The organism is Bradyrhizobium sp. 139 (assembly GCF_023074175.1).
Taxonomy (GTDB): domain Bacteria; phylum Pseudomonadota; class Alphaproteobacteria; order Rhizobiales; family Xanthobacteraceae; genus Bradyrhizobium.
The window spans coordinates 106252-132679 of the sequence record NZ_JADPKS010000174.1; the positions used below are offsets into that span (position 1 = coordinate 106252).

General features: G+C 63.8%; 25 protein-coding genes. 11 read left to right on the top strand and 14 right to left on the bottom strand.

Going from position 1 to position 26428, the window contains the following annotated elements; all coding sequences use genetic code 11:
- The first annotated feature begins 211 nt into the window (after nt 1-211).
- The gene (locus IVA80_RS37310) at nt 212-1225 is read left to right on the top strand and encodes an LLM class flavin-dependent oxidoreductase (protein WP_247440103.1); all 1014 of its coding nucleotides are present in this window, start codon (nt 212-214) and stop codon (nt 1223-1225) included.
- A gap of 122 nt (nt 1226-1347) precedes the next feature.
- Here the strand turns inward: IVA80_RS37310 and IVA80_RS37315 are convergent, their stop codons facing one another.
- Complete coding sequence (locus IVA80_RS37315; protein WP_247440104.1) at nt 1348-2193, bottom strand: prephenate dehydratase; 846 nt, start codon at nt 2191-2193, stop codon at nt 1348-1350.
- 21 nt (nt 2194-2214) lie between these two features.
- Entirely contained in the window at nt 2215-2955 is a 741-nt protein-coding gene (locus IVA80_RS37320) for a 3-deoxy-manno-octulosonate cytidylyltransferase (protein ID WP_247440105.1), read from the bottom strand.
- Between the two features lie 219 nt (nt 2956-3174).
- On the opposite strand from IVA80_RS37320, the gene IVA80_RS37325 reads away from it, so the two are divergent.
- From IVA80_RS37325 to IVA80_RS37350, 6 genes are all read left to right on the top strand, one after another.
- Nucleotides 3175-3729, top strand: coding sequence for a cytochrome c family protein (locus tag IVA80_RS37325; protein ID WP_247440106.1), 555 nt, complete (start codon nt 3175-3177; stop codon nt 3727-3729).
- Between the two features lie 211 nt (nt 3730-3940).
- Nucleotides 3941-5857 carry an extracellular solute-binding protein gene (locus tag IVA80_RS37330; RefSeq protein ID WP_247440107.1) on the top strand — a complete coding sequence of 639 codons (1917 nt, stop codon included), beginning with the start codon at nt 3941-3943 and terminating at the stop codon, nt 5855-5857.
- Nucleotides 5858-5871: 14 nt separating this feature from the next.
- Nucleotides 5872-7746: an extracellular solute-binding protein gene (locus tag IVA80_RS37335; RefSeq protein ID WP_247440108.1), complete on the top strand. Its 1875-nt coding sequence runs from the start codon at nt 5872-5874 to the stop codon at nt 7744-7746.
- A gap of 2 nt (nt 7747-7748) precedes the next feature.
- Nucleotides 7749-8858 (top strand): microcin C ABC transporter permease YejB, encoded by a 1110-nt coding sequence (locus IVA80_RS37340; RefSeq protein WP_247440109.1) that lies wholly within the window; start codon nt 7749-7751, stop codon nt 8856-8858.
- Nucleotides 8858-10039 (top strand): ABC transporter permease, encoded by a 1182-nt coding sequence (locus IVA80_RS37345; RefSeq protein WP_247440110.1) that lies wholly within the window; start codon nt 8858-8860, stop codon nt 10037-10039. Before IVA80_RS37340 ends, IVA80_RS37345 begins: the two co-directional genes overlap by 1 nt.
- A 4-nt stretch (nt 10040-10043) precedes the next feature.
- A complete protein-coding gene (locus tag IVA80_RS37350; protein ID WP_247440111.1) occupies nt 10044-11681 on the top strand; it encodes an ABC transporter ATP-binding protein in 1638 nt (545 codons plus the stop codon).
- A gap of 6 nt (nt 11682-11687) precedes the next feature.
- On the opposite strand, the gene IVA80_RS37355 is transcribed toward IVA80_RS37350, so the two are convergent.
- Both IVA80_RS37355 and IVA80_RS37360 read right to left on the bottom strand, forming a co-directional pair.
- On the bottom strand, nt 11688-12542 hold the full coding sequence (locus IVA80_RS37355) for a C40 family peptidase (protein WP_247440112.1): 855 nt from the start codon (nt 12540-12542) through the stop codon (nt 11688-11690).
- Nucleotides 12535-13908: a leucyl aminopeptidase family protein gene (locus IVA80_RS37360; protein ID WP_247440113.1), complete on the bottom strand. Its 1374-nt coding sequence runs from the start codon at nt 13906-13908 to the stop codon at nt 12535-12537. The genes IVA80_RS37355 and IVA80_RS37360 overlap by 8 nt, the downstream gene beginning before the upstream one ends.
- A 201-nt stretch (nt 13909-14109) precedes the next feature.
- Here IVA80_RS37360 and IVA80_RS37365 point away from each other — a divergent pair, with 201 nt between their 5' ends.
- The gene (locus IVA80_RS37365) at nt 14110-14313 is read left to right on the top strand and encodes a hypothetical protein (protein ID WP_247440114.1); all 204 of its coding nucleotides are present in this window, start codon (nt 14110-14112) and stop codon (nt 14311-14313) included.
- Nucleotides 14314-14463: 150 nt separating this feature from the next.
- The gene (locus IVA80_RS37370; protein WP_247440115.1) at nt 14464-15276 is read left to right on the top strand and encodes a tetratricopeptide repeat protein; all 813 of its coding nucleotides are present in this window, start codon (nt 14464-14466) and stop codon (nt 15274-15276) included.
- A 62-nt stretch (nt 15277-15338) separates the two neighbouring features.
- Here IVA80_RS37370 and IVA80_RS37375 read toward each other — a convergent pair whose 3' ends face one another.
- The 10 genes from IVA80_RS37375 to IVA80_RS37420 form a co-directional block, all read right to left on the bottom strand.
- The gene (locus IVA80_RS37375; protein WP_247440116.1) at nt 15339-16313 is read right to left on the bottom strand and encodes a type II secretion system F family protein; all 975 of its coding nucleotides are present in this window, start codon (nt 16311-16313) and stop codon (nt 15339-15341) included.
- Between the two features lie 9 nt (nt 16314-16322).
- Nucleotides 16323-17300: a type II secretion system F family protein gene (locus tag IVA80_RS37380; RefSeq protein WP_247440117.1), complete on the bottom strand. Its 978-nt coding sequence runs from the start codon at nt 17298-17300 to the stop codon at nt 16323-16325.
- A 16-nt stretch (nt 17301-17316) separates the two neighbouring features.
- Nucleotides 17317-18780: a CpaF family protein gene (locus IVA80_RS37385; RefSeq protein ID WP_247440118.1), complete on the bottom strand. Its 1464-nt coding sequence runs from the start codon at nt 18778-18780 to the stop codon at nt 17317-17319.
- 21 nt (nt 18781-18801) lie between these two features.
- On the bottom strand, nt 18802-20067 hold the full coding sequence (locus IVA80_RS37390) for an AAA family ATPase (RefSeq protein WP_247440119.1): 1266 nt from the start codon (nt 20065-20067) through the stop codon (nt 18802-18804).
- Complete coding sequence (locus IVA80_RS37395; RefSeq protein ID WP_247440120.1) at nt 20064-20798, bottom strand: CpaD family pilus assembly protein; 735 nt, start codon at nt 20796-20798, stop codon at nt 20064-20066. Before IVA80_RS37395 ends, IVA80_RS37390 begins: the two co-directional genes overlap by 4 nt.
- Nucleotides 20799-20818: 20 nt before the next feature.
- Nucleotides 20819-22294, bottom strand: a complete 1476-nt coding sequence (locus tag IVA80_RS37400; protein WP_247440121.1) for a type II and III secretion system protein family protein — start codon at nt 22292-22294, stop codon at nt 20819-20821.
- 11 nt (nt 22295-22305) lie between these two features.
- Nucleotides 22306-23103, bottom strand: a complete 798-nt coding sequence (gene cpaB / locus IVA80_RS37405) for a Flp pilus assembly protein CpaB (protein WP_247440122.1) — start codon at nt 23101-23103, stop codon at nt 22306-22308.
- Between the two features lie 127 nt (nt 23104-23230).
- Nucleotides 23231-23755 (bottom strand): prepilin peptidase, encoded by a 525-nt coding sequence (locus IVA80_RS37410; RefSeq protein ID WP_247440123.1) that lies wholly within the window; start codon nt 23753-23755, stop codon nt 23231-23233.
- Between the two features lie 125 nt (nt 23756-23880).
- The gene (locus tag IVA80_RS37415; RefSeq protein ID WP_247440124.1) at nt 23881-24027 is read right to left on the bottom strand and encodes a hypothetical protein; all 147 of its coding nucleotides are present in this window, start codon (nt 24025-24027) and stop codon (nt 23881-23883) included.
- 70 nt (nt 24028-24097) lie between these two features.
- Nucleotides 24098-24262 carry a Flp family type IVb pilin gene (locus IVA80_RS37420; protein WP_129274995.1) on the bottom strand — a complete coding sequence of 55 codons (165 nt, stop codon included), beginning with the start codon at nt 24260-24262 and terminating at the stop codon, nt 24098-24100.
- Between the two features lie 268 nt (nt 24263-24530).
- On the opposite strand from IVA80_RS37420, the gene IVA80_RS37425 reads away from it, so the two are divergent.
- Both IVA80_RS37425 and cpaB (IVA80_RS37430) read left to right on the top strand, forming a co-directional pair.
- Nucleotides 24531-25358 carry a sterol desaturase family protein gene (locus IVA80_RS37425; RefSeq protein ID WP_247440125.1) on the top strand — a complete coding sequence of 276 codons (828 nt, stop codon included), beginning with the start codon at nt 24531-24533 and terminating at the stop codon, nt 25356-25358.
- 95 nt (nt 25359-25453) lie between these two features.
- On the top strand, nt 25454-26272 hold the full coding sequence (gene cpaB / locus IVA80_RS37430; protein WP_247440126.1) for a Flp pilus assembly protein CpaB: 819 nt from the start codon (nt 25454-25456) through the stop codon (nt 26270-26272).
- Nucleotides 26273-26428 lie beyond the last annotated feature (156 nt).

The window sequence follows — 26428 nt, forward strand, 5'->3', positions numbered from 1 at the left end:
GCTAATAATATAAAGAAATCATCATTTGGGGTGATTCCAGTGCCGGCCGGAGCGGGTGAATTGTGTGGGCAGCTGGAAAGTGATGTTGCCATAACAATCCTTGTCCCACCAATCATGGCCGGCCTAGGCACGCCGGCTCGCGGGCCGCACACGCCAGACCTGCGCAGTCTGCCCATTGCCGCCGCGCCGCCCTCCATTACGTTGACGCGCTATGATCCCGCTCTCAGTCGTCGACCTCTCCGTCGTCACAACAGGCACAAAACCCGCGGCGGCGCTGCGCAACAGCATCGACCTGGCGCGCCATGTCGATGGTCTTGGCTATGTCCGCTACTGGCTCGCCGAGCATCACAACCTCGCCTCGGTGGCGAGCCCGGCGCCCGACGTGATGATCGGGCAGATCGCGGCGGTGACGAAGCACATCCGCGTCGGCTCCGGCGGCGTGATGCTGCCCAACCACGCGCCGCTGGTCGTGGCCGAGCGCTTCAAGATGCTGGAGGCGCTGTTTCCGGGCCGCATCGATCTCGGTCTCGGCCGCGCGCCCGGCACCGACGGCGCCACCGCCTACGCGCTACGGAGCCGGCTCGACCGCCGCGAGGGCGACGACTTCCTGGAGCGGCTGAACGAACTGATTTTGTGGGAGACCCGCGAATTTCCCTCGGGCCATCCCTACAATAATGTCGTCGCGATGCCCGACGACACCAAGCTGCCGCCGATTTGGCTGCTCGGCTCGAGCGACTATTCCTCGGAGCTCGCCGCGCAAGTCGGCATGGGTTTCGCCTTCGCCCATCACTTCGCATCGCATGATGCAATCGATGCGATGGTGCATTACCGCAACCGTTTCCAGCCCTCGGCCTGGAGCGCGAGTCCGCACGCGATCCTCGCGGTCGCCGTCATCACGGCCGACACGGATGAGGAGGCCGAAAAGCTCGCCACCTCGTTCGATCTCAACCGCCTGCGCCGCGACCGCGGGCAATATCTGCCGCTGCCGAGTGTCGAGGAGGCGCTGGCCTATCCCTATACGGACGTCGAGCGCACCTCGATCCTGCGCAACCGCTCGCGCCTCTTCGTCGGCAATCCTGCGACGGTGCAGCAGAAACTCCAGCCGTTGATCGATGCGAGCAAGCCGGACGAGTTGATGGTGATCACGGCAGTCTACGACCACGAGGCGCGGAAGAGATCGTATTCGCTGCTGGCGGAGGCGTTTGGACTCAAAGCGGTCGGATAAAGCTCTCGTGGCCCGGCTCTGCAGCGCAGCGCCACTTCGGCGCTGCGCTGCAGAGCCGGGGTCCATCGCGCCCCTGCGGCCTCTGGGTCCCGGCTCGCGCTAGCCGCGTCCGGGACACGAGGCTACTCCATCGTCGCGCGGAAGGGGTGTCCCGGATACACGCCGACGATGCGGAATTCGCGCGAGAAGAATTTCAATTCCTCGATCGCGAACGCCAGCCCCTTGTCCTCGGGATGGCCGTCGACGTCGGCGTAAAACTGCGTGGCGAAGAAATTGCCGTCGACCATGTAGCTTTCGAGCTTGGTCATGTTGACGCCGTTGGTGGCAAAGCCGCCGAGCGCCTTATAGAGCGCGGCGGGCAAATTGCGCACCCGGAAGACAAAAGTCGTGACCAGTGGTCCCGAAGCCTGCGCAGCCCATTTCGGCTCGCGCGCCAGCACCACGAAGCGCGTGGTGTTGTGGGCCTCGTCCTCGATGTCGTCAGCCAAAATGTCGAGGCCATAGATTTTTGCCGCAAGCCGCGAGGCGATCGCGGCGACGGTCTTGTCGTTGCGCTCGGAAATGTCGCGGGCGCTACCGGCGGTGTCGGCGTGCACGATCGGCTTGATGCCGAGCTTGCGGATGATGCGCCGGCACTGGCCGAGCGCGTGCACATGGCTCTCGACGGACTTGATGTCGGCAAGCTTGGTCCCCTTCACCGCCATCAGCTGATGGCGAACCGGCAGAAACCATTCGCCGATGATGAAGAGGCCGGAGGCCGGCAGCAAATGATGGATGTCGGCGACGCGGCCCGCGACCGAATTCTCGATCGGGATCATGCCGAGATCGGCTTCGCCCGACGAGATCGCCGACAGCGCGTCCTCGAAAGTGGCGCATGGCATCGGCTCGGCGTCGGGATAGGCCTCGACGATCGCGATGTGGGAATTGGCCCCAGGCTCGCCCTGGAATGCGATTTTCAGCTTGCTCATGATCGGCCTTGTAACAGCGGCTCAGGATTTGGAAAGGATGCTGCGCGCGGTCTCCAGGTCCGCCGGCGTGTCGACCCCGCGGGGCACCGTATCGACGATGGTGAAGTCGATCCGCATTCCGGCCTCCAGCGCCCGGAGTTGCTCGAGCTTCTCCTGCAATTCCAGCGGGGATGGCGGCAGCGAGACATAACGCTCCAGCGCGGCGCGGCGATAGGCGTAGAGGCCGATATGGTGATAGCGCGGTCCGTCGCCGGTCGGAGCGGTTGCACGGGTGAAATAAAGTGCGCGCATGCGTTTCCCGCCGAGCGAGGTTCCGATCGCCTTTACGACGTTCGGCGCGAGGTCCTCCTCCTCGGTATGGATCTGCGAGGCCAGCGTCGCGATATCCACGGCGGGGTCTTGCAGCGGCGGCAGCACCTCGCGGATATTGGCGACCGTGATGGTCGGGAAATCGCCCTGGAGATTGACTACGATCTCGGCCTTGCCGTCCGGATCAAGCTTTTGCATGGCCTCGTGGATGCGGTCCGACCCGGAGGGGTGCTCCGGGCGCGTCATTACCGCCTCGCCGCCATGGGCGGTCACGACCGAGGCGATCTCCGCCGTGTCGGTTGCGACCGCGACCCGGCCGATTCCGGCGGCCTCTGCCCGCCGCAGCACGTGCACGATCATCGGCAGCCCGGCGATATCGGCGAGCGGCTTGCCGGGCAGGCGGGTGGCGGCCATGCGTGCCGGGATCAGCACCAGGATGCGGGGATCGGTCATCGGTTCAAGGGCCTGGAAATGGAGCGTTTTCCGCGTCGAGAAATGGGGTGGGGATGGGCTGAAAGCCGGGTCGCTTATACGGGTTGCCAGACCCCGGGCAAACCGATATCTCAATGGCAAAACTCGGGGAAACAATAGGGAACGTTTGATTCTCCCGAGGCTCGTCCTGGCGGCCGCGCGGCCGCTCAATTTTTATTGCGGTGTGGGGCCTGGCCGGAAATGGACTCTTTCGAACTGAACAAGATTCTCGGGGCCGTGCTCGGCACCTGTCTCGTCCTGCTGGTGACGAGCTTCACCGCGAGTGCGCTGTTCTCGCCCAAGATGCCGGAAAAACCGGGGTTCGAGATCGCCGTGAAGGAAGACGCCGGCCACGGCAAGGAAGGTGGCGCCGCCGCTGCGCCCTCCGAGCCCATCGAAAAGCTGCTCCAGACCGCCTCGGTCGAAAAGGGCGCTTCCGCCGCCAAGAAGTGCGGCGCCTGCCACACCTTCGAAAAAGGCGGTCCGAATCGCGTCGGTCCGAACCTCTATGGCGTCGTTGGCGAGGCGCGGGGTGAGGGCCGTAACGGCTTCAACTTCTCGGCCGCCATGAAGGCCAAGGGCGGCACCTGGACGTTCGACGATCTCAACAAGTTCATCGCCAGCCCCAAGGGCTTCATCCCGGGCACCGCGATGGGCTTCGCCGGCATTCCCAAGGATTCCGAGCGCGCCGACGTCATTGCCTATCTGAATTCGCTGTCGGAGCATCCTCAGCCGCTGCCGACGGCCTCGAAATAAGGGCCTCGAAAATCCTCTTGGAATAAACGGCCAGGCTGAAAAGCCTGGCCGTTTGCTTATCCGGGCGTTGCGGCGTGGGCTATCGGGGCGTTTGGCCGCAGCGATCGGCCAGCCGGCCTTCCAAGATGAGGAAAAAGCAACATATTCCGTCGAAACCTCGCCTATATTGGGAACTTAAAGGAGTAGCCTCCTTCAAGACAGGAATGTTGATTTGGCCATGAACCGACGCGATCTCCTGCTCACCGGCACTGCTGCCGCAGCGCTCCCCGCCCTCGGTTCCATAGCGGGCCTTTCCGTCATCGGCAGTGCCGAGGCGCAGTCCGCGGGTGAGCTGCCTTCAAATGGGCTTCCTTGGCGCCATGCGCTGTCACTGTTCGGACAGGTCAAGTATCCCGCCGACTTCGAGCGCTTCGATTACGTCAATCCGGAAGCGCCAAAGGGGGGCGTCGCGCGCCAGATCGCCGTCGGCACCTTCGATAATTTCAACATCGTGGTGGCAGGCGTGAAGGGGCAGGTCGCCGGTGCCGTCGCATTCATCTATGAATCGCTTCTGACCCCCGCGCTCGACGAGGTCTCGACCGAATACGGCGCGCTGGCCGAGGCCGTGAGCCACCCGGACGATTTCTCCTTCGTCACCTATCGTTTGCGGCCGCAGGCCAAATGGCATGACGGCAAGCCGGTCACCGTCGATGACGTGATCTTCTCGCTCGAGTCCTTCAAGAAGCACCACCCGATGTACTCGGCGTATTACAGCCATGTGGCGAAAGCCGAGAAGGTCGGCGAGCGCGAGGTGAAGTTCGTGTTCGACGCGCCGGGCAACCGCGAACTGCCGCAGATCGTCGGGCAGCTCACGATTTTGCCGAAGCACTGGTGGGAGGGGACGGACGCGCAGGGCCGCAAGCGCGATGTCTCCGCCACCACGCTCGAAATGCCGCTTGGGTCCGGTCCCTACAGGGTCAAGGAATTCATCGCGGGACGGTCGATCGCGCTGGAGCGCGTCAAGGATTATTGGGGGCGCGACCTCCCCGCCAATGTCGGCCGCAACAATTTCGACGAGATGCGCTACGAATATTTCCGCGACGCCACCGTGGCGATCGAGGCTTTCAAGGCCGATCAGGTCGACTGGCGCACCGAGAACAGCGCCAAGAACTGGGCGACCGCCTACGATTTCCCGGCCGTGACCGAAAAGCGGGTGATCCTCGAGGAGTTCGCCAATCGCAGCTCGGGCGTGATGCAGGCTTTCGTGCCGAACCTGCGCCGCGCCAAGTTCAGGGATCCGCGCGTGCGTCGTGCGCTCAACTACGCGTTCGACTTCGAGGAGATGAACAAGCAGATCTTCTACGGCCAGTACAAGCGCGTCAGCAGCTATTTCGATGGCATCGACGAGCTGATGGCAACCGGGTTGCCGCAGGGCAAGGAGCTCGAGATCCTCGAGACTGTCCGCGCCGAAGTCCCACCCGAAGTCTTCACGACGGCCTACACCAATCCGGTCGGCGGCAGTCCGGAAGCGGTGCGCGACAATCTGCGCGAGGCCCTGCGGCTGTTCAAGGAAGCCGGCTACGAGGTGCGTGATCGCAAGCTGATCGACGTCAAGACCGGCGCCCAGTTCTCCCTGGAACTGCTGAACTCGGATCCGAGCTTCGAGCGGGTCACGCTGTTCTACAAGCCGTCGCTGGAACGGCTCGGCATCGCGGTCAGCGTGCGCACGGTCGATCCGACGCAATACGAGAACAGGACGCGCGAGTGGGATTTTGACGTCGTTACCAACTCCTGGGGCGAATCGCAGTCGCCAGGCAACGAGCAGCGCGAGTTCTGGTCGTCCAAGTCGGCTGACATCGCCGGGTCGCGCAACATTACCGGCATCAAGAATCCGGCTATCGACAAGCTGATCGAGCGGGTGATCTACGCCAAGGGGCGCGACGATCTGGTTGCCGCAACCAAGGCGCTGGACCGCGTGCTGTTGTGGAATCACTACGTCGTGCCGCAGTGGAATTATCCAAAGGTGCGTACCGCGCGCTGGGATCGCTTCGGCCGACCGGCGGAATTGCCCAAATACGGTCAGTCCGGCTTCCCGTTCATCTGGTGGTACGACGCAGACAAGGCCACGCGGATCGCAAGGAAATCGTGAAGGGCATTTCTCGCATGGCGCAGCTTTCACGCCGGCATGTGCTGGCCTTGGGCGTCGGCGGCGCGATCAGCGCGGCCCGGCTGCGGGGCGCGGCGGCGTCGGAGATGCCGGCCGAGGCGCACGGCATCTCCGCATTCGGCGATCTCAGATATCCCGCCGACTTTCACCATTTCGACTATGTCAATCTCGATGCGCCCAAGGGCGGTACATTCTCGCTCATCCCGTCGGTGCGTGCCTATAACCAGTCCTACCAGACCTTCAACTCGCTCAACGCCTTCATCCTGAAGGGGGACGGCGCGCAAGGCATGGACATGACGTTTTCGCCGCTGATGGTCCGCGCAAACGATGAGCCGGATGCGATGTACGGGCTTGCCGCCGGATCCGTGCAGATTTCGTCCGACAAGCTGGTCTATCGCTTCACGATGCGGCCCGAGGCGAAATTCCATGACGGCACCAGGCTTACCGCGCAGGATGCGGCGTTTTCGCTGATTGCGCTGAAGACGAAAGGCCATCCGCTGATCATCGTGCAGATGCGCGATTTGGTCAGCGCGGAAGCGATCGACGATGCGACACTCGTCGTCACGTTTGCCAAGGGACGGGCGCGCGACGTGCCGCTTTACGTCGCAAGTTTGCCGATCTTTTCGAAAGCGTACTATGCCGCTCGAGCCTTCGACGAAACGTCGCTGGAGATCCCGCTTGGCTCAGGGCCTTACAAGATCGGAAAATTCGAGGTCAACCGCCACATCGAATACGAGCGCGTGAAGGACTGGTGGGCCGCCGATCTGCCGGCCTGCCGCGGCAGCTACAATTTCGATGTCGTGCGCTACGAGTTCTATCGCGATCGCGATGTCGCCTTCGAGGGTTTTACCGGCAAGAACTATCTTTATCGTGAGGAATTCACCTCGCGCATCTGGGCGACGCGCTACGATTTTCCCGCCGTGAAGGACGGCCGCGTCAAGATGGAGGTCGTGCCCGACGACACGCCGTCCGGCGCGCAGGGTTGGTTCATCAACACGCGTCGCGACAAATTCAAGGACCCTCGTGTGCGCGAGGCTTTGATCGATGCCTTCGATTTCGAATGGACTAACAAGACCATCATGTACGGTGCCTATGCGCGCACCGTGTCGCCGTTCCAGAACTCGGATCTCATGGCGAGCAACGGGCCTCCTTCGCCGGAAGAGCTGAGGCTGCTGGAGCCGTTTCGCGGGCAGATCCCCGAGGAAGTGTTCGCCTCGCCATTTACGCCTCCGGTCTCGGATGGCTCCGGGCAAGACCGCAAGCTGTTGCGCAAGGCGCAGCAATTGCTGAACGAAGCTGGCATGCCCATCAAGGACGGCAAGCGAATGCTGCCGAATGGTGAGGTGTTCAGGATCGAGTTCCTGCTGGACGAGCCTTCCTTCCAGCCGCACCATGCGCCTTACATCAAGAATCTCGCGACGCTCGGCATCGAGGCGAGCGTGCGTGTCGTCGATGCCGTGCAACACAAGGCGCGCCAGGAAGAGTTTGATTTCGATATGACGATCCAGCGTTTCAGCATGTCGGCGACGCCGGGCGACGCCATGCGTGCGTTCTTCTCCTCGCAGGTCGCTGCGACCAAGGGATCGTACAATCTCGCCGGTGTCGCCAGTCCGGCCATCGACGCCATGATCGAGAAGATCATGGCGGCCGAGAGCCGCGGGGAATTAACCGTCGCCTGCCGTGCCTTCGATCGCCTGTTTCGCGCCGGCCGGTATTGGGTGCCGCAATGGTACAACAAGACGCACCGGCTCGCTTATTGGGACCAATTCGGTCATCCGCAGAAGCTGCCGCGTTACGCCAATGGCGTGGGAGCCCCCGACATCTGGTGGCATGACCGCGCCAAGTCGACCAAGCTCGATCAGGCGAAATAGCCATGAGCGCCTATATCGCCCGCCGCATCCTCCTGATGATCCCGACTTTGCTCGGTATCCTCTTCGTGTCCTTTGTCGTCGTGCAATTCGCCCCTGGCGGCCCGGTCGAACGCGTCATCGCTCAATTGTCCGGGGCTGATACCGGCGGCAGCTCGCGCATTTCTGGCGGCGGCGACTTTGCGCAGCGCGCGCCGGGACAGTTAGGGGCCGGCGGCGATGCCATCAACTCGAAATATCGCGGCGCGCAGGGGCTCGACCCCGACTTCATCAAGAAGCTGGAGGTGCAATTCGGCTTCGACAAGCCGGCGCCGGAACGTTTCGCGCTGATGGTGTGGAATTTCGCCCGCTTTGACTTCGGCAAGAGCTATTTTCGCGACGTCAGCGTACTCCAGCTCATCAAGGAAAAGTTGCCGGTCTCGATCTCGCTCGGCATCTGGCTGACGCTGCTGACCTACCTGATCTCGATTCCGCTCGGCATCCGCAAGGCGGTCAAGGACGGAACGCGCTTCGACACCTGGACCTCGAGCGTGCTCGTGCTCGGCTATGCGATTCCCGGCTTCCTGTTCGCGATCCTCCTGATCATCCTGTTTGCCGGGGGCTCCTTCTTCAACTGGTTTCCGCTGCGCGGTTTGACGTCGGACGGCTGGTCGCAATTTCCCTGGTACTGGAAGATCATCGATTACTTCTGGCATTTGACGCTGCCGCTGATCGCCATGGGGCTCGGCGCGTTCACCACCATGACGTTCCTGACCAAGAACTCGTTTCTGGACGAAATCCGCAAGCAATACGTCATGACCGCGCGCGCGAAGGGCTGCGGCGAGAACCGGGTGCTCTATGGCCACGTCTTCCGCAACGCAATGCTCATCGTCATCGCGGGCTTTCCCAGCACCTTCATTCACGCCTTCTTCTCGGGCTCGCTTCTGATCGAGACCATCTTCTCGCTGGACGGGCTGGGACTGCTCAGTTTCGAGAGCGTGCTCAATCGCGACTATCCCGTGGTGTTCGGTACGCTCTACATTTTTTCGCTCGTCGGCCTCGTGATCAACCTCATCTCTGACCTGACCTACATGTGGATCGATCCGCGGATCGATTTCGAGGCACGGGAGGTCTGATGACGCTGGCGGCCCCCACCACGCCGATCGAAACCACTGCGAAGTCGCCGCTCGGCGTTGCCGTGCCGATCACGCGGAAGCCGTTCGTGCCGTCGCCGCTGAACAGGCGGCGCTGGCAGAATTTCAAGGCGAACCGGCGCGGCTACTGGTCGTTCTGGATCTTCATGATCCTGTTCGTGGTGTCGCTGTTCGCCGAGCTGATCGCCAACGATCGGCCGTTCCTGATCAAATATGACGGTCATCTCTACTGGCCGGCCTTCGTCACCTATTCGGAGACGACCTTCGGCGGCGATTTCGAAACCGCGGCCGACTACCGCGATCCCTATTTGCAGAAGCTGATCAAGGACAAGGGCGGCAGCATCGTCTGGCCGTTGATCCGCTACTCCTACGACACCCACAATCTCGATCTGCCGACACCGGCGCCATCTCCGCCGACCTGGATGCTGACGGAAGCGCAGTGCAAACCCGTCGTGGAGAAGAAAGGCCTGAAGAGCTGCCGCGACCTCGAATACAACTGGCTCGGCACCGACGACCAGGGCCGCGACGTGGTGGCGCGGCTGATCTACGGTTTCCGCATCTCAGTGCTGTTCGGCCTCTGCTTGACCATCGTCTCCTCCGTCATCGGCATCGCGGCCGGCGCGGTGCAGGGCTATTTCGGCGGCTGGATCGACCTGTTGTTCCAGCGTTTCATCGAGATATGGACCGCGATCCCTTCGCTCTATCTGCTGCTGATCCTGTCGTCAGTGCTCGTGCCGGGCTTCTTCGTGCTTCTCGGCATTCTGCTGTTGTTTTCCTGGGTGTCGCTGGTCGGCCTCGTGCGCGCGGAATTTTTGCGCGGACGCAATTTCGAATATATCCAGGCGGCGCGGGCGCTCGGCGTGTCGAACGGCGTGATCATGTTCAGGCACTTGTTGCCGAACGCGATGGTCGCGACGATGACGTTCCTGCCGTTCATCGTCTCCTCGTCGGTCATGACGCTCACGGCTCTTGACTTCCTGGGGTTTGGCCTGCCGCCCGGCTCCCCGTCGCTGGGCGAGCTGCTGTCGCAGGCGAAGTCCAACGTGCAGGCACCTTGGCTCGGCTTCTCCGGCTTCTTCTCTGTCGCGATCATGCTGTCGCTTTTGATCTTCATTGGCGAAGCCGTGCGCGATGCCTTCGACCCGCGCAAGACGTTCAGGTAGCAAAATGGACGCGATCAACCAGCCCCTGCTTGCCGTTCGCGATCTCTCGGTGGCTTTCCACCAGGGCGGCGCGACGACGCTCGCAGTCGACAAGGTCTCGTTCCAGATCAAGCGCGGCGAATGCGTGGCGCTGGTCGGCGAGTCCGGTTCCGGCAAGTCGGTCAGCGCGCTCTCGATCCTCAAGCTGCTGCCCTATCCGAACGCCTCGCACCCTTCCGGAAGCATTCGCTTCAAGGGGCGCGAGCTGATCGACCAGTCCGAGCCGCAGATGCGCGGGATTCGCGGCAGCGACATCTCCATCATCTTCCAGGAGCCGATGACCTCGCTCAATCCGCTGCACACGCTCGAGGCGCAGATCGGCGAGATCATCCAGCTGCACAATCCGACCAGCAATGCCGAGGCGCGCAGGCGGACGCTGGAATTGCTGACACAGGTCGGCATTCCCGACCCGGAAACGCGGCTGAAGAGCTATCCGCACCAGCTCTCTGGCGGCCAGCGCCAGCGCGTGATGATCGCGATGGCGCTCGCCAACGAGCCGGACCTCTTGATCGCGGACGAGCCGACCACGGCGCTCGACGTCACCGTGCAGGCGCAGATCCTGACGTTGCTCGCCGAGATCCGCGCCCGGCTCGGCATGAGCCTTCTTTTCATCACCCACGATCTCGGCATCGTACGCCGCATCGCCGACACTGTCTGTGTCATGAAGGGTGGCGAGATCGTCGAGCAGGGACCGGTCGAGCAGGTCTTTACCAGTCCGAAGCATCCCTACACGCGCGACCTGCTCGCGGCGGAGCCGAAGCCCGATCCGGCGCCGCCGCAGCCGGATGCGCCGGTGGTGATGTCGGCCAACGATCTGAAAGTGTGGTTTCCCATCAAACGCGGCTTGATGCGCAAGACGGTCGGCCACATCAAGGCGGTCGACGGTGTGAGCGTCGCCGTGCGCAAGGGCGAGACGCTCGGGGTCGTCGGCGAATCCGGCTCGGGCAAGACCACGCTCGGGCTGGCGCTGCTGCGCTTGATTTCCTCGAGCGGGCGCATCGTGTTCCTGGGGAAAGACATCCAGGGCCTGCGCTTCAAGGAGATGCGGCCGTTCCGGCGCGACATGCAGATCGTGTTCCAGGATCCGTTCGGCTCGCTCAGTCCGCGCATGTCGGTCGCCGACATCATCGCCGAGGGTCTCTCCGTGCATCAGCCAAAGCTGTCGCGCGAGGAGCGCGAGGCGCGCGTCGTCAAGGCGATCGAGGATGTCGGGCTGAAGCCGGACACCCGTTATCGTTATCCGCATGAATTCTCCGGCGGCCAGCGCCAGCGCATCAGCATCGCGCGCGCGGTGGTGCTGGAGCCGGATTTCGTCGTGCTGGACGAGCCGACCAGTGCGCTCGACATGCTGATCCAGGCGCAGATGGTCGACCTCTTGCGGGAACTCCAGCGCAAGCGCGACCTCACCTACATGTTCATCTCGCACGATCTGCGCGTCGTCGCCTCGCTCGCGAGCCATCTCATCGTGATGCGCGGCGGCAAGGTGGTCGAGGAAGGCCAGGCCGCCGAACTCTTCAAGAGCCCGAAGACGGATTATACACGCGCGCTGTTTGCGGCCGCGTTCCGGCTCGAGACGGCCGGAAACGGGTTGGCGGCGACGTAACTCCCGTCAGAGCCGCGTGATCGCGATGACATCGCTGCCGGCCGCCTTGATCCGCGCGATCGCCGGCTCGGTCGCCTCGATCACCGTCGCGATGTGATGCGCGTTGGCGTGAACCATGGTGCTGCCATCGCGGACGATAGCGACGTGGCCCTTCCAAAAAATGAGATCGCCGCGCTGCAGCTTGCCACGCTCACGCGGCTCCAGTGCGCGGCCGAGACCGGCTTGCTGCATGTCGCTGTCGCGCGGGCAGCCGATGCCCGCTGATGTCAGCGAGACCTGCACGAGGCCTGAGCAATCGATGCCAAGACTGCTCTTGCCGCCCCAGAGATAGGGCGTGCCGACGAAACGCTCGGCGACTGCGACGAAATCCGGCTCGCGACGATCGAGCGGCGCGAGATGAGCCTTCGGCAGATATTGTCCGTCGCGCGTCAGGGCGAAGCCGCCATCCTCGCGTGCGACCGCGATCTTCGATCCCATCACGAGCGTATCGGCCGGCGGCAGCTTGATCGAGGGACCAGGGAAAGCGAACGTTCGGAGCGCGCTGATCACGTGGGTCGGGATGGCCGACGGCTTCATGAGCGCTGCATCAGGCAGCCAGCCGACATAACCATCGCCGGCAAGCTGGCCCCAGGCCCAGCCTTCGCCGTTGCGATCGTAGACCGTGACGCGCTCGCCGCGCAGCGCTTGTGTCATCAGCATCGCGTTCGACGACGGCTGCTCGCGCACGGGCGCGACCGCCTCGAACACCTCGAATTCCTCGCCCGTGACGAAGCGATCCGCTTGCAGCTCGCCTTCGAGATATTTCGCGGCGAGGTCGCCGCGCGCCGGTGTCAGCCTTGGATCGTGTCTTGGATCATGCATAGCGCTCGCTCAGCAATGTGTAGATCGCGCGCGCGGCCTGGCATTCGCCGCCCTCGGGCCGGGCCGGCTTTGCCGACGGCGTCCAGCCGTAGATGTCGACATGCAGCCAGCTCCTGGCGTGTTCGACGAAGCGTTGCAGGAACAGCGCGCAAATGATCGAGCCGGCAAAGCCGCCCGACGGCGCGTTGGTGATGGTGGCCGTCTTGGAGTCCAGCCACGCATCGTAGGGCGGCCACAGCGGCATGCGCCACAATGGATCGTTCTCCTTGATTGCGCAACGCGCGACATCGGCGGCAAGCGTCTCATCATTGGTGTAAAAGGGCGGTAAATCCGGTCCCAGCGCGACGCGTGCCGCGCCGGTCAGCGTGCCCAGGTCGATCAGCAGGTCCGGCTTCTCCTCGTCGGCCAGCGCCAGCGCGTCGGCGAGCACCAGCCGGCCTTCGGCATCGGTGTTGCCGATCTCGACCGTGATGCCCTTGCGCGAGGTGAAGATGTCGAGCGGGCGGAAGGCATTGCCGGCGACCGCGTTCTCCACGGCCGGAATCAGCACGCGCAGGCGGACCTTGAGCTTCGCATCCATCACCATACGCGCGAGCGCCAGCACGTTGGCGGCGCCGCCCATGTCCTTCTTCATGATCAGCATGCCGCTCGACGGCTTGAGGTCGAGCCCGCCGGTGTCGAAGCAGACGCCCTTGCCGACCAGGGTGACCTTGGGATCAGCCGGATCGCCCCAGCTGATATCGATCAGCCGCGGCGCGCGGTCGGAGGCCATGCCGACGGCGTGGATCAGTGGAAAATTCGTCTTCAGATCCTCGCCGATGGTGCAGGCAAAGCTTGCACCGAACTCGGCGGCAAGGTCTTGCGCAGCTGCGGCCAGCTCCTCCGGCCCCATGTCGTTGGACGGCGTGTTGATGAGATCGCGAGCCAGCATCGCGGCATCCGCGATGCGGTTGATCTCGGCCGCGTCGATGCCGTCGGGCGGCACCAGGCGGACGTCCGGGCGGTCAGCCTTGCGGTAGCGGGCGAAGCGATAGCTGCCGAGTGCAAAGGCGAGCGACGCCAGCCGCGCATCGTGCGGTGCATTGGCAAAGCGATAGGTGCCCGGCGGCAGCAGGCCGGGCAGGGCGCCCGGGCGGAACAGGTCGCGCGATCTCGCGCCATCGTCATCGAGGCCGAACAGCACTTGCGCGATCGCGCCATCGGGCGCGGGCAGCGCCAGATAGCCGCCCGGCTTGGCGGCAAAGGCGCTCGCGGTGGCGAATTGGCGTTGCGCCGGCGGCAACATCTCGCGCACCGCATCCCAGCTCGACCTGGTGACGAAGGTGATCGGGATGGCGGTGGGCGACGTCTCGAAGACAGAAGGCATTGGCGGGTCCGGAACGTCAGATCAAACGGGTCAAGGGTATGAAGCAGACTTCGCAGAGTTTCGCCGCCGCTGCAATCGGCTTGCTGTCACCGCTCGGTGAGCCGCTACTCGCAGCAGAGGGGCCATGCTAGGTTCCAGACAACGTCGTCAGCTGCGGAGACCGACGGCGACCGAAGACAAAGCCTGCCGGGAGGAAATGCAATGGATGTCGTGTGGAGCATCGTCACATTCATCGGCCAGGCGGTCGAGGCGGTTTTCAGCTATGTCGAGCATCATCATTGGATATTCGCTTTCCTTGCAGGCGGCTACGTCTTCTATCTCCATGACCGCTCCGTACACGCGCGGTTCAATGCGCTCGACAAGCGCATCGATGAAATCCGCAAGCGGCTTGCCATCGAATATTGATCGGGCGAGCGAAACCACGTCGCGGACGGCGCGGTGCTGCCGCAGGCACCGCAGTGAGGGACAGGCAGGCTGACGTTAACCGAGTGTTAGGGTTAACAGTCTATTGCTGGCGCGTTCGGCTCGATCAATCGGCTCGAGAGTCAAAGCGTCATGCGTCAACGGTTCAGTCTTGCCCGGCTTCTCGCGTCCACTTCGCTGGTCGCGGCGGTGGCCATGGGCCTCGGCGGCTGCACGGCCATGTCGAAGCTCTCCGAAGTCACGGGCTCTGTCGGGTCGCGGGCGGAAGCCGCTCCCGCCGATCCCCCGCGCGCCGTCGAGGTCTATGGCGAGCGCTACCGTGCCAATCCCAAGGACGCCGACGCGGCGCTCGGCTACGGCCAGGCCTTGCGCGCCAACGGTCAGCGCGCCCAGGCCGCCGCGGTGCTCGAGCAGGCGACCATCGCCAATCCCGGCAACAAGGCGCTGCTCGCGCAGTATGGCCGTGCGCTCGCCGACAACGGCAATTTTCAGCAAGCCTTCGACGTGCTGTCGAAGGCGCATTCGCCCGACAATCCGGACTGGCGCCTGCTCTCGGTGCAGGGCACAGCGCTCGATCAGATGGGCCGCCACGACGAGGCGCGTTCCTATTATGCGAGCGCGCTGAGGATCGCGCCGGGTGATCCCGGCGTGCTCTCCAATCTCGGCCTGTCCTACATGTTGTCGAAGGATCTGCCGAAGGCCGAAGAGGCGTTGCGGCAGGCCTACGCCTCGCCGCGTGGCAGTAGCCGGGTGCGGCAGAATCTTGGCCTCGTCGTCGGTCTCCAGGGCCGCTTCGCCGAAGCCGAGACGATCGTGAAGGCCGACCTGCCGCCGGACCAGGCCGCGGCCAATGTCGCTTACCTGAAGGAAATGCTGAGCCGCAGCGACGCTCCACGCGGCGCATCGAAGCGGACGCCGGTCGCCTCGCTCAGCCAGCCCGACTGATCAGATCCTGATCTTGCAATCCTGAAGCTGCCGGCGGACTGCGCGCGGTCCGCCTCTTGAGGTCAGTGCATCTCGGTGATCTTGATGCCGGTCGGTCCGAGAATGACCACGAACAGCACCGGCAGGAAGAACAGGATCATCGGCACCGTCAGCTTCGGCGGCAGCGCGGCGGCCTTCTTCTCGGCCTCGTTCATGCGCATGTCGCGGTTTTCCTGCGCCATGACGCGCAAGGAATGCCCGAGCGGGGTGCCGTAGCGCTCCGCCTGCTGAAGCGCGAGACACACCGACTTGACGCCCTCGAGCCCGGTGCGCCGCGCCAGGTTCTCATAGGCGACCTTGCGATCCTGCAAATAGGACAGCTCGGCCGTGGTCAGGGTGAATTCTTCCGACAGCGCGATCGACTGGCCCACGATTTCGGTGGCGACTTTCCGGAAGGCCATTTCGACCGACATGCCGGATTCGATGCAGATCAGGAGCAGGTCGAGCGCATCGGGAAAGGCGCGCTTGATCGAGAGCTGGCGCTTGGAGATCGCATTCTTGAGGAACAGCATTGGCGCCTGAAGGCCGAGATAGGCGGCGCCGACGCAGATGCCGATCTTGATCGGCATCGACTGCTCCATATGCGCGATCAGGAACACGTAGACGATCGAGCCGACGAACAGCACGAGCGGAGCCACCATGCGGGCGAAGAGGAATGTGATGTAGGGTGCCTGGCCGCGATAGCCCGCCATGATGAGCTTGTCGCGCGCGGCTTCCTGCGCGAGCCATTTGGCGAGGTTGAAGTCCTCGACGACCCGGGAGACGACCTGCTTCGGCGCTTGTCGTAGCGAGACCTTCTCGCTCTTGTTGAGGCGTTCGCGCTCGCGCTGGCGGATACGCTCGCGCTCGCTCGCCACAGCCTTCATGCGCTTGGAGAGGCCTTCGCCGGCGAAAAGCGGCATCACCAGCGTATAGACCGTGGCGCTGGCGGCGATGGCCGCCAGCAGCATGGTCATGAAGTGGACGTCATGCAGTTTCGAAACCAGAAATTCGACCATACGGCACCGTCAGAAATCGAAATTGATCATCTTCTTCATCACCATGATGCCCATCGACATCCAGACGACGCAGCCGACCAGCATAAGCTGGCCGGTGGGATGGGTCCACAGAATCGAGATGTAGTGCGGCGTCGTGAGATAGACGAGGAACATCACGATCGGCGGCAGCGAACCGATGATGCCGGCCGAGGCCTTGGCTTCCATCGACATCGCCTGGATCTTTTCCTTCATCTTCTTGCGGTCGCGCAGCACCTTGGAGAGATTGCCGAGCGCTTCGGAGAGGTTGCCGCCGGATTTTTGCTGGATCGAGATGACGATGCCGAAGAAGTTGGCTTCCGGCAGCGGCATGCGCTCGTAGAGACGCGAGCAGGCCTCGCCGAGCGGCATGCCGATCGCCTGCGTCTCGATGATGGTCAGAAACTCGCTGCGCAGCGGCTCAGGCGCGTCGGCGGCGACGACTTTGATCGATTCGAACAGCGGCAGGCCCGCCTTGATGCCGCGGACGATCACGTCGACCGCATCGGGCAGCGCCGCCAGGAATTTGCTTTCGCGACGCTTCTTCAGGAAGCCCAGCGCCCAGCGCGGCAGGCCGAAGCCGCCGGCAAAGGCAAGACCGGCGGCACCAAGCAGGCCGCCGCCGACGAACAGAGCGGCCGCGAACAGCACTCCCGCCACGACGGCGGACACGATCCAGAACTTCTGTGTCGTCCAGTCGAGGCCGGCCTGCGACAGGCGAACACCGAGCGGAACGCTCTTCTCCTGCTGGCGCCTCGCCTCGAGATCCTTGAGCGACGTCTCGACCTGCTCGCGGCGCGACCGCTGGCTCTTCTCGGTCTGCTTGGCCGCGGGCGCTTCGGCGCGCGCGATCGAGGCGCGGCGGCCTTCCGCCTTCCGCTCTCCGGACAGGAGCGGATAAAGGAACACCCAGGCGATGCCGCCGACGGCGGCAGTGGCGAGGAAGGCGAGGGCGAGGACCTGCATGTTCATGGCTGCGCCGATCTGCTCATGTATTCGGCGCGACTTCCGCCGCATCGAGCGCGGCGGCAAGGCGCTTCTCGTCGCCGTAATAGCGCGCACGCTCCCAGAACTTCGGGCGACCGATGCCGGTCGAGCGGTGCCGGCCGATGATCTTGCCGTTGGCGTCCTCGCCGACCATGTCGTAGAGGAAGATGTCCTGGGTTATGATGGTGTCGCCTTCCATGCCCATCACCTCGGTAATGTGCGTGATGCGGCGCGAGCCGTCGCGCAAGCGCGCGGCCTGGACGATGACGTCGATCGAGGCGCAGATCATCTCGCGGATGGTGCGTGAGGGCAGTGAGAAGCCGCCCATCGTGATCATGGATTCGCAGCGCGACAGCGCTTCGCGCGGATTGTTGGCGTGCAGCGTGCCCATCGAGCCGTCGTGGCCGGTGTTCATGGCCTGGAGCAGGTCGAACGCCTCGGGTCCGCGGACCTCGCCGACGATGATGCGTTCGGGGCGCATACGCAGGCAGTTGCGCACCAATTCGCGCATGGTGACCTGGCCTTCGCCCTCGATGTTGGGCGGACGGGTTTCGAGTCGTACCACGTGCGGCTGCTGGAGCTGGAGCTCGGCCGCGTCCTCGCAGGTGATGACGCGCTCGTCGTGCTCGATGTAGTTGGTCAGGCAGTTGAGCAGCGTGGTCTTGCCCGAGCCGGTGCCGCCGGAGATCAGCACGTTGCAGCGGACCCGGCCGATGATCTGGAGGATTTCGGCGCCCTCCGGCGAAATCGCGCCGAACTTGACGAGCTGATCCAGCGTCAGCTTGTCCTTTTTGAATTTGCGGATGGTGAGCGTGGGCCCGTCGATCGACAGCGGCGGCACGATGGCGTTGACGCGGGAGCCGTCGGCGAGGCGCGCGTCGCAGATCGGCGAGGATTCGTCGACGCGCCGGCCGACCTGACTGACGATGCGTTGGCAGATGTTGAGGAGCTGCTGGTTGTCGCGGAAGCGGATGCCGGTGCGCTGGATCTTGCCGTCGACTTCGATGTAAACGGTATCGGCGCCGTTGACCATGATGTCGGCGATATCGTCGCGCGACAACAGAGGCTCCAGCGGGCCGTAGCCGAGAACGTCGTTGCAGATGTCGTCGAGCAGCTCTTCCTGCTCGGCGATCGACATCACGATGTTCTTGATCGCGATGATCTCGTTGACGATGTCGCGGATTTCCTCGCGCGCGGATTCGGAGTCGAGCTTGGCGAGCTGGGCGAGGTCGATGGCCTCGATCAGCGCGCCGAAGATCGTCGCCTTGACCTCGTAATAATTGTCCGAGCGGCGGGATTCCATGGCCGGCGCTGACCGGGCGGGGGCAAGCGGCGGCGAGGCGACGGCCGGTGGGGGCGGCGCGCGCGACACCGCGGGCGCCGGAGCCTGGGCAGGCTCTGGCGACACGGCGCCGGGCTTGGGAGCCCGAGTATCGGTGTCTGTTCCGCTACGCTTACCGAACACTTAACAACTCCATGCGGGGACTTATCTTCCGCGCAACTTCTCAATCAGGGGTGAAAGCAAAGACGACTTTTGCTTCTTCGTCTCGCTGCGGCCGGTCAGGCGCTGGGCGATCTGAAGGAACATCTCGATCGACTTGTGGTTGGCGGATATTTCCGCGATCATCTGGCCGTTGTTGGCCGCCGAGCCGAAGATTTGCGGCTCGAACGGGATCGAGACGACCGGCTGGCTCTCGATCGCCTTGGCGAATTCGGCGGCGGCAATTTCGGGCCGTTTCGGGATGCCGACCTGGTTCAGGCAGTAGAGCGGAGGCCGGTCGTTGGGCCGTGCAGCCTTCAGCAGATCGAACAGGTTCTTGGCGTTGCGCAAATTCGCCAGATCAGGCGCCGCCACGATCAGGATGTCGTCCGCCCCGATCAGGGCGCGCTTGGTCCAGCCCGACCATTGATGCGGAACGTCGAGCACGATGCAGGGCATGGTGGAGCGCAGCGTGTCGAACACGGCATCAAAGGCGTCGGTGCCGAAATCATAGACCCGGTCGAGCGTCGCCGGCGCCGCCAGCAGGCTGAGATGGTCGGTGCATTTCGACAGCAGGCGGTCGATGAAGGCCGTGTCGACGCGATCCGGCGAGAACACGGCATCCGCAATACCTTGCGGCGGGTCCTGGTTGTAGTCGAGCCCGGCGGTGCCGAAGGCGAGGTCGAGATCGGCGACGACCGCGTCCATTGCGAGGTCGCGCGCGATCGCCCAGGCGACGTTGTGGGAGATGGTGGACGCGCCGACGCCGCCCTTGGCGCCGACCACGGCGATGATGCGGCCGACCGCCTTGGCTTCCGGCGCCGAGAACAGGTTGCAGATCGAGCGCACGACGTCGATCGCGCCGACCGGCGCGAGCACGTAGTCGCTGACGCCGCGGCGCACCAGCTCGCGGTAGAGCATGACGTCGTTGATGCGGCCGATCACGACCACGCGGGTCCCGGCGTCGCAGACCGTGGCGAGATGGTCGAGCCCGGACAAAAGATCGTTGCGGCCGTCGCTCTCGAGCACGATGACGTTCGGCGTCGGCGCCGAGCGGTAGGCTTCGATCGCGGCCGCCATGCCGCCCATCTGGATCTTCAGATGGGCCTTGCCGAGACGACGGTCCTCGCCGGCCGACTGCACCGCGGCAGCGGTCTCGACGGTCTCGCAGAAAGCCTGGACCGACACGCGCGGCGCAGGGGCAATATGCTCCTCGACCGGCGTCGGCGCGTCCGGCTGCTCTTGTTGAGTCTGGCGAGCGTAGCTGATCATTTGCCGGTGTCGCTGAGTTTGGCCTTGTCGGCTTCAGGATAGGTGGTCGCCGTCGAAGTTCCCTTGCGATACTTCTCGAGGGCCGTGGTGCGACGCGCCGTGTAGGACGGCGTTTCAGGCCGCGGCTGCTCGAGGTCCGACGGATTGTCGATCATCGCGGCCATGTTGCGCTGATAGGCGCAGCCGTAATTGTAATAGTCCTTGTTCTCGAACCAGCTCTTGTTTTTCATCGAAGGGCCGATGTCCTCAGGCCACAGGCCACAGGGACCCGCGACCGCGGCGATCTTGGAATAGGTGAGCCGGATCGGCGGCAGGAAGCGCTTGTCGTCCGGCTGGTAGGGGCGAATGTTGACGCCGCGCGGCGGAACGCCCGCGCCGGCCAGCATCGCCTGGATCTCACGCATCGTGTCCGCGACCGGACGCGCGTTGGGCGTGCCGGACGGCACGTCGATACGAATGGCGCCGGTGCCTTCGTGCAGCCAGGCCGAGGCGACGCCCATCACGTCGGCGCGCTGGGCGGCGGTCAATCCGCCGCGGGCGTGGCCGACGAACACGACGATCGAGCGGTTCTGCTCCTCGATCGCGATCGGATGGCGCTGCTTGTAGTCGTCGGGAATAGAGGCCGTGACCGCTTCGTCGTGCTGGCAGCCGCCGAGGGCGAATGCGATGCCGACGAGCGCGCCACTGAGGCGGATGGCGCGTTTGCGAATCTGGGGTGGTGCTGTGATCATCGTGAAGTCCCCGTTCCGCCTCAGTCGGTAATGAAGCCGTAGGTGCCGCGGTAGTTCTTGGCCGGTTCGGTCCGGCCGGGCACGCCGTAGATGCGATTGATATTGCCGATCAACTCGGCCTGCGGATCGGCGGGCGCGGCGAAACCGTCATCCGGCCGCGACAGGTCCTTTGGCGCCGCCGCACGAACGACGTAAGGTGTCACGATCACGACCAGCTCGGTCGCGTTGTTGACGAAGTCGCGGCTGCGGAACAGCGTGCCGAGGATCGGGAGCTGCATCAGCCCCGGCAGTCCGCTGACCGCCTGCTTGGTCTGCTGCTGAATCAGGCCGGCCATCGCCATCGCGCCGCCCGAGGGAATTTCCAGCGAGGTCTCCGCACGGCGGGTCTTGATCGAGGGCACCGTCAGCGAGTTGACCGACGTCGAGCTTACAGCCTGCGACAGCGTGATCGCATTTTCGTTCGACAGTTCCGAGACCTCGGTCATCACACGCAAGCTGATCTTGCCCTCGCTCAGCACCACGGGGGTGAAGTTGAGCGAGATGCCGAACTTCTTGAAACTGATCTGGGTGGTACAGACATGCGTGACGGGGTCGCACGCATAGCCTGCCGGCACCGGGAATTCGCCGCCGGCGACAAACGTCGCCGACTCACCCGAAATCGCGGTGAGGTTTGGCTCGGCCAGCGTCCGGATCACGCCCGCGGTCTCCATCGCGCGCAGGGTGGCCTGCACCGACGGCGTCGCGCCGAACTTTGTGGTCAGCGCGTTGCCATCCACCAGGTTCTTGCCAAGAGCCGTGAAGGGGTTGGAGTTGGTGAAGCTCACCACCGACGTGCCATAGTTCAGGTTCGCGGTGAGGTCGATTCCGAGCTGCTTGACGATGGTGCGCGCGACTTCGGCGACGGTCACCTTCAGCATAACCTGGTCGCGGCCGCGGACCACGATCGAGTTCACCACCTTGTCGGCGCCGCCGGCAAGGCGCGCCGCGAGATCATTGGCCTGCTGCGCTTCCAGCGGATTCACTGCCGTGCCGGTCAGGACGACGCCGTCGCCGAGCCCGTCGATCTGGATGTCGGAATTGGGCAGGATCTGCTTCAGCGCGGCCCGCACGCCGTTGAGGTCGCGCTTGACCGCGATGTCATAGGCCGCGATCTGCTGACCGGCGGAATCGAAGAACACGATGTTGGTTTGTCCGACCGCGGCGCCGATGATGTAGGCGCGCTGAGCCGAGCGGACTACCGCGTTCGCGATCTTGGGATCGGCGACCAGAACGTCCTTGATGTCGCGCGGCAGGTCGATCACGATCGACTTGCCGACGCCGAGCGAGACGAAGCGCGCGTTCATCTGACCGTCAGCCGCGGCCTGCGCCACTGGGCGGTAGTCGGCGGCGATCACGGGGGTGAGCACCGGGTTGAGCGTCAGCGCGAAGGCGGCCGAAAACGACAGGGCGCGGACCGCGGAGGTTCGCATCGTCGTCAAATCTGCCCTGCATTTCATATCGACAGTCCTCATCGTGCCTTCGCCGTCGAGCTTGGGATGCCGTAGCGAATGATCGACACCCCATCGCGCTTCTGCGCGGAATCATCGAGCGTGATCTCGCTCAACTTGACGTCGACGATGCTGCGCAGCGCCAGCGACAGCGTGCCGCTCTGCCGGGCTGCGGAGAGCGTCGCCGTCTGCGTGGGATTGAGCTCGAGGGTGACGGTCTTGCCGACCACCGCGTTCTGGCCATCCTTCTCCTTCGGCGCCTGGTCGATTGCCAGCACGCGAACATTGGCCAGGATGATCTCGGACGTCACGATGTCCTGAGCACCGTTGCTCTGGTCGGGGTTCTTGAGGCGGCGCGTCAGAAGCACGTCGACGCGGTCGTTGGGCAGGATGAAGCCACCCGCGCCGGTCTCCGGCGAGATTTCGGTCGAGATCGCGCGCATGCCGGTCGGCAGGATCGCCGCCATGAAGCCGGAACCCTCGGCCTTGACCAGCTTCTGGTCGCGGATCGGCTCACCCTGGATGAAGGGAGCACGCGCGATCGAGCCGGTCACCTGGGTCGCGCCTTCCGGACGCTCGTTGCGGCGAATGAAGGTGGCGCTGGCGGTCGCAGCCGGCCAGGTCTGCCATTGCACGTCTTCCGGTTTCACGGTCTGGCCGAGGCCGATGTCGTTCTTGGCCACCAGGACGTCGACGGTTGGAAGCTGCGCGACCGGAGCCGATGGCGGCGCAGAGTTGTCCGAGCCGCTCGCCAGGTACGCGGCGACTCCGCCGGCGCAGATGGCGACCGTCAGGACGACTATGCGTGCCCTATTCATACGCTTCACTTTCCACAAAACGCCGCGACGCAGCCGCCGCCTTGATCGGCAGTTGACCAGCTATTCGTCAAAGCATGGTTAATGAGGCGTATCTAAATCGGCTTAACGCCGGGTTTACCCGGTGTGTTCAGCGCAGGGCGAGGTGAGCGAGATCGATCGCCTTCACCCATTCGGTCTCCGGATAGACCATCAGCGCGCCAAGCGTGAGCGCAATGCCGTAAGGAATGCCGCTCTCCTTGTCGTGCAGCCGGGCCAGCCAGGCCTGGCCCGCCAGCACGTAAGGCAATGGCCATTGCCGGAACTGGAGCAGGAGCAGCGTCAGCGCTCCGCCGAACAGCGAGGCGTACAGCATGAAATCCATCAATTGGGCGAAGCCGAACCAGAGCGCGACCGAAGCCGCGACCTTGGCGTCGCCGCCGCCCATCCAGCCCATCGCGAAGCAGGTGAAGGCCACGACGAGGAGCAGCGCGCCGGCGCCGACATGGGTCAGCATCTCGTAAGGTGCCATGCCACCCGCAAAAGCGAGCACGAAGAAGCCTGCGACCAGCGCCAGCGACACGCGGTTCGAGATGGTCATCGTGAAGAGATCGCTCGCGGCGGCGAACGCCATCAGGGCCGGGAAGAGCAGAAGGCGCGCAAGGTCGAGGATCATGGGCTGCGTCTTGAGCCTGGGTTCGTCGCGGGGGCGGGGCGTCGTCGCATGCTAGCCGGCAGTTGCTAAACAAACCGACAACGGCGGCAGCGGCCCCCAAGAGCCGGAACCCGCCGGAGACGCGCTCACCAGATGCTGACGATGCGCGCGGCGAGGACGGCCATCGCGAGCAGCAGCGCAAGGCAAACCCAGTAGGCCGGCGAAAAGGCCTCGGCCTCCCCCGCCTCGCTCGCCGCAATCGCGGCATCGGTTCTGTACTCGCGCAACGCCACTGGAACTCGCCGCATTCAGAAAAACAAAGGCCCCGGAGCTCCGGGGCTTTTGCCGTCGTTCGTCGGTCGCTTACTTCAGCGAGGTGCTGATCGAGCCGAACTTGGTGTTCAGCGTGCTGCCGAGATTGTTGACGACGGTGATGATGGCCAGCGCGATGCCGGCGGCGATCAGGCCATACTCGATGGCGGTGGCGCCGGATTCATCCTTCGCGAAACGCGCAATCAGGTTCTTCATGAACTAAACTCCATCTGGGGTGTGATCGCCTCGTTCGGCGCTGTTCTTGACGCGACAACCATGAGAGCGAGCTGTTTCGGTAGAGTTAATTCGATCGGACAAACCCGCTTCCCGCCCGATGCTTCTGCCCAGAGTGAATTTGGCCTTAAGGGCGCAGTTGCATTTCTTCCAGTTCCAGATGCGCATCGCGCGCGCCGCCGACTTCACCGTCCCTTAAATTTCACGGAGTAGGCGTAAGCGGGATCAGAAATTCGGAAGAGAGGCGATGATGTCGAGCCTGCCCATGCAAGTCGCCCTGATGCTCGGCGAGACCATCGAGAAGGTGGTCCCCGTCACCTTCGTGCTCGCGGCGGTATTCACCGTACTTGAGCATTTCTGGGCCTGCAATCCCGGCGCCCCGTGGTGGCGCAAGCGCGAGATCCTCACCGACATCTGCTACTGGTTCTTCGTTCCGGTGTTCGCCCGCACCATGCGGATCGGACTCCTGATCGTCGGTGCCGGTGCCGTCTTCAACATCCACGACGCCGACGGGCTCATTGCCTTCTACGACAACGGCCATGGCCCGCTGGCGCAGTTGCCGCTGTGGGTGCAGGCCTTGCTGTTCCTGGTGCTGTCCGATTTCATGCTGTACTGGCTGCACCGGCTGTTTCACGACGGCGGGTTCTGGAAGTACCACGCCATCCATCATTCGTCGGAGGAGATCGGGTGGATTTCCGCGGCCCGCTTCCATCCCGTCAATCTCATGCTCGGGACGATCGGCGTCGACGTCGTGCTGCTGATGGCCGGCATCTCCCCGAATGTCATGATCTGGGTCGGTCCGTTCACCACCTTCCATTCGGCCTTCGTGCACGCCAACCTGAACTGGACCTTCGGGCCGTTCAAATATGTGCTGGCGACGCCGGTGTTCCACCGCTGGCACCACACTGCGCTTGAAGAGGGCGGTGACACCAATTTTGCCGGGACGTTCCCGATCTGGGACGTGCTGTTCGGCACCTTCCGCATGCCGCAGGGGAAACTGCCGCAGGATTACGGCAAGGACGAAGCGACCATGCCGAAGGAGATCGGGGGCCAATTGGCGTTTCCGTTCCGGCAGTAAGTGAAGCCCGTGTTAACCCAACCTTGACTGGCAAGTGTTCAAGTTGAAGCGCAGCGGAGGCCGCTCTGCTGGGCGTCTTGTGAGAGTAAAGCGTTATGAAGTCCGCCCGTCTCATCGTTCTGGCGATCGCTCTGGTGGCTGGCGCCGCCGCCGCCTATCTGGCCAGCAGATCCGACACCAGCAACGTGCCTGCGGCTCCACCCGTCGCGCAGTTGCCGACCGTCGATGTTCTTGTCGCCAAGTCGGATATCGGACTTGGTCAGACGGTGAATCCCGACCTCGTTGCATGGCAGACTTGGGTGAAATCGTCGGCAAGCGGCAGTTTCATTCGTCGCGACGAGCGGCCCGAAGCGGTTACAGAACTCACCGGCTCGATTGCGCGTCAACCGTTCATCGCTGGCGAGCCCATTCGCGACCAGAAGCTGGTCAAGGCCAATGGATCGGGTTTCATGGCCGCCATCCTGCCGTCAGGCAAACGGGCCGTTTCAACGGAAATATCGGCAGAAACAGGCGCAGGCGGCTTCATCCTGCCGAACGACCGCGTCGACGTGGTCTTGACCAAGCGCGAGAAGACCGCGTCGAATCCCGATGCTCCTCCGGCGGCGGATATCATCACGTCGCAGGTCATTCTCCCCAGCATACGTGTTCTTGCCATTGACCAGGCGCCGAAGGAAAAAGACGGCCAGAACGCGGTGCTGGGAAAAACGGCCACGCTGGAATTGTCGCCCAACGAGGTGCAGATTCTGGCGCGAGCCCGTCTCGGCGGGACCTTGTCGCTCGCGCTTCGCAGCATCGCCGACGCCGAGAAAGCGAATGTCGCGAGTGCCGGTGACGGCAAGTTCATTACCGTGTACCGGGGATCCTCCGGCGGTTCGGAAGTGCTCAGTTGCGATCCCATGTGCGACCGGCGATAGCCGTCCTTCACCCGGCGTGGTGAAGGGGACCGTTCAGCGAACGGTGGCGCGAAAGCCGATGATGGCTAACGGCTGATTAACGGAACGGACCCCGACGTTCCGGCTCCGCGAAACACTTCAACAATCAGTTTCCGTTATTGAACGGGGCAGATGATC

Excerpts from the sequence above, each read along its gene's own strand:
- IVA80_RS37370 (WP_247440115.1), top strand. The coding sequence starts at position 14,464 with ATGCGTCAACGGTTCAGTCTTGCCCGGCTTCTCGCGTCCACTTCGCTG.
- IVA80_RS37420 (WP_129274995.1), bottom strand. The coding sequence starts at position 24,262 with ATGAAGAACCTGATTGCGCGTTTCGCGAAGGATGAATCCGGCGCCACC.
- IVA80_RS37320 (WP_247440105.1), bottom strand. The coding sequence starts at position 2,955 with ATGACCGATCCCCGCATCCTGGTGCTGATCCCGGCACGCATGGCCGCC.
- IVA80_RS37395 (WP_247440120.1), bottom strand. The coding sequence starts at position 20,798 with ATGATCACAGCACCACCCCAGATTCGCAAACGCGCCATCCGCCTCAGT.
- IVA80_RS37365 (WP_247440114.1), top strand. The coding sequence starts at position 14,110 with ATGGATGTCGTGTGGAGCATCGTCACATTCATCGGCCAGGCGGTCGAG.
- IVA80_RS37425 (WP_247440125.1), top strand. The coding sequence starts at position 24,531 with ATGTCGAGCCTGCCCATGCAAGTCGCCCTGATGCTCGGCGAGACCATC.
- IVA80_RS37335 (WP_247440108.1), top strand. The coding sequence starts at position 5,872 with ATGGCGCAGCTTTCACGCCGGCATGTGCTGGCCTTGGGCGTCGGCGGC.
- IVA80_RS37360 (WP_247440113.1), bottom strand. The coding sequence starts at position 13,908 with ATGCCTTCTGTCTTCGAGACGTCGCCCACCGCCATCCCGATCACCTTC.
- IVA80_RS37310 (WP_247440103.1), top strand. The coding sequence starts at position 212 with ATGATCCCGCTCTCAGTCGTCGACCTCTCCGTCGTCACAACAGGCACA.
- IVA80_RS37345 (WP_247440110.1), top strand. The coding sequence starts at position 8,858 with ATGACGCTGGCGGCCCCCACCACGCCGATCGAAACCACTGCGAAGTCG.
- cpaB (WP_247440122.1), bottom strand. The coding sequence starts at position 23,103 with ATGAATAGGGCACGCATAGTCGTCCTGACGGTCGCCATCTGCGCCGGC.
- cpaB (WP_247440126.1), top strand. The coding sequence starts at position 25,454 with ATGAAGTCCGCCCGTCTCATCGTTCTGGCGATCGCTCTGGTGGCTGGC.
- IVA80_RS37355 (WP_247440112.1), bottom strand. The coding sequence starts at position 12,542 with ATGCATGATCCAAGACACGATCCAAGGCTGACACCGGCGCGCGGCGAC.
- IVA80_RS37390 (WP_247440119.1), bottom strand. The coding sequence starts at position 20,067 with ATGATCAGCTACGCTCGCCAGACTCAACAAGAGCAGCCGGACGCGCCG.
- IVA80_RS37340 (WP_247440109.1), top strand. The coding sequence starts at position 7,749 with ATGAGCGCCTATATCGCCCGCCGCATCCTCCTGATGATCCCGACTTTG.
- IVA80_RS37325 (WP_247440106.1), top strand. The coding sequence starts at position 3,175 with ATGGACTCTTTCGAACTGAACAAGATTCTCGGGGCCGTGCTCGGCACC.
- IVA80_RS37380 (WP_247440117.1), bottom strand. The coding sequence starts at position 17,300 with ATGAACATGCAGGTCCTCGCCCTCGCCTTCCTCGCCACTGCCGCCGTC.
- IVA80_RS37375 (WP_247440116.1), bottom strand. The coding sequence starts at position 16,313 with ATGGTCGAATTTCTGGTTTCGAAACTGCATGACGTCCACTTCATGACC.
- IVA80_RS37350 (WP_247440111.1), top strand. The coding sequence starts at position 10,044 with ATGGACGCGATCAACCAGCCCCTGCTTGCCGTTCGCGATCTCTCGGTG.
- IVA80_RS37315 (WP_247440104.1), bottom strand. The coding sequence starts at position 2,193 with ATGAGCAAGCTGAAAATCGCATTCCAGGGCGAGCCTGGGGCCAATTCC.
- IVA80_RS37400 (WP_247440121.1), bottom strand. The coding sequence starts at position 22,294 with ATGAAATGCAGGGCAGATTTGACGACGATGCGAACCTCCGCGGTCCGC.
- IVA80_RS37410 (WP_247440123.1), bottom strand. The coding sequence starts at position 23,755 with ATGATCCTCGACCTTGCGCGCCTTCTGCTCTTCCCGGCCCTGATGGCG.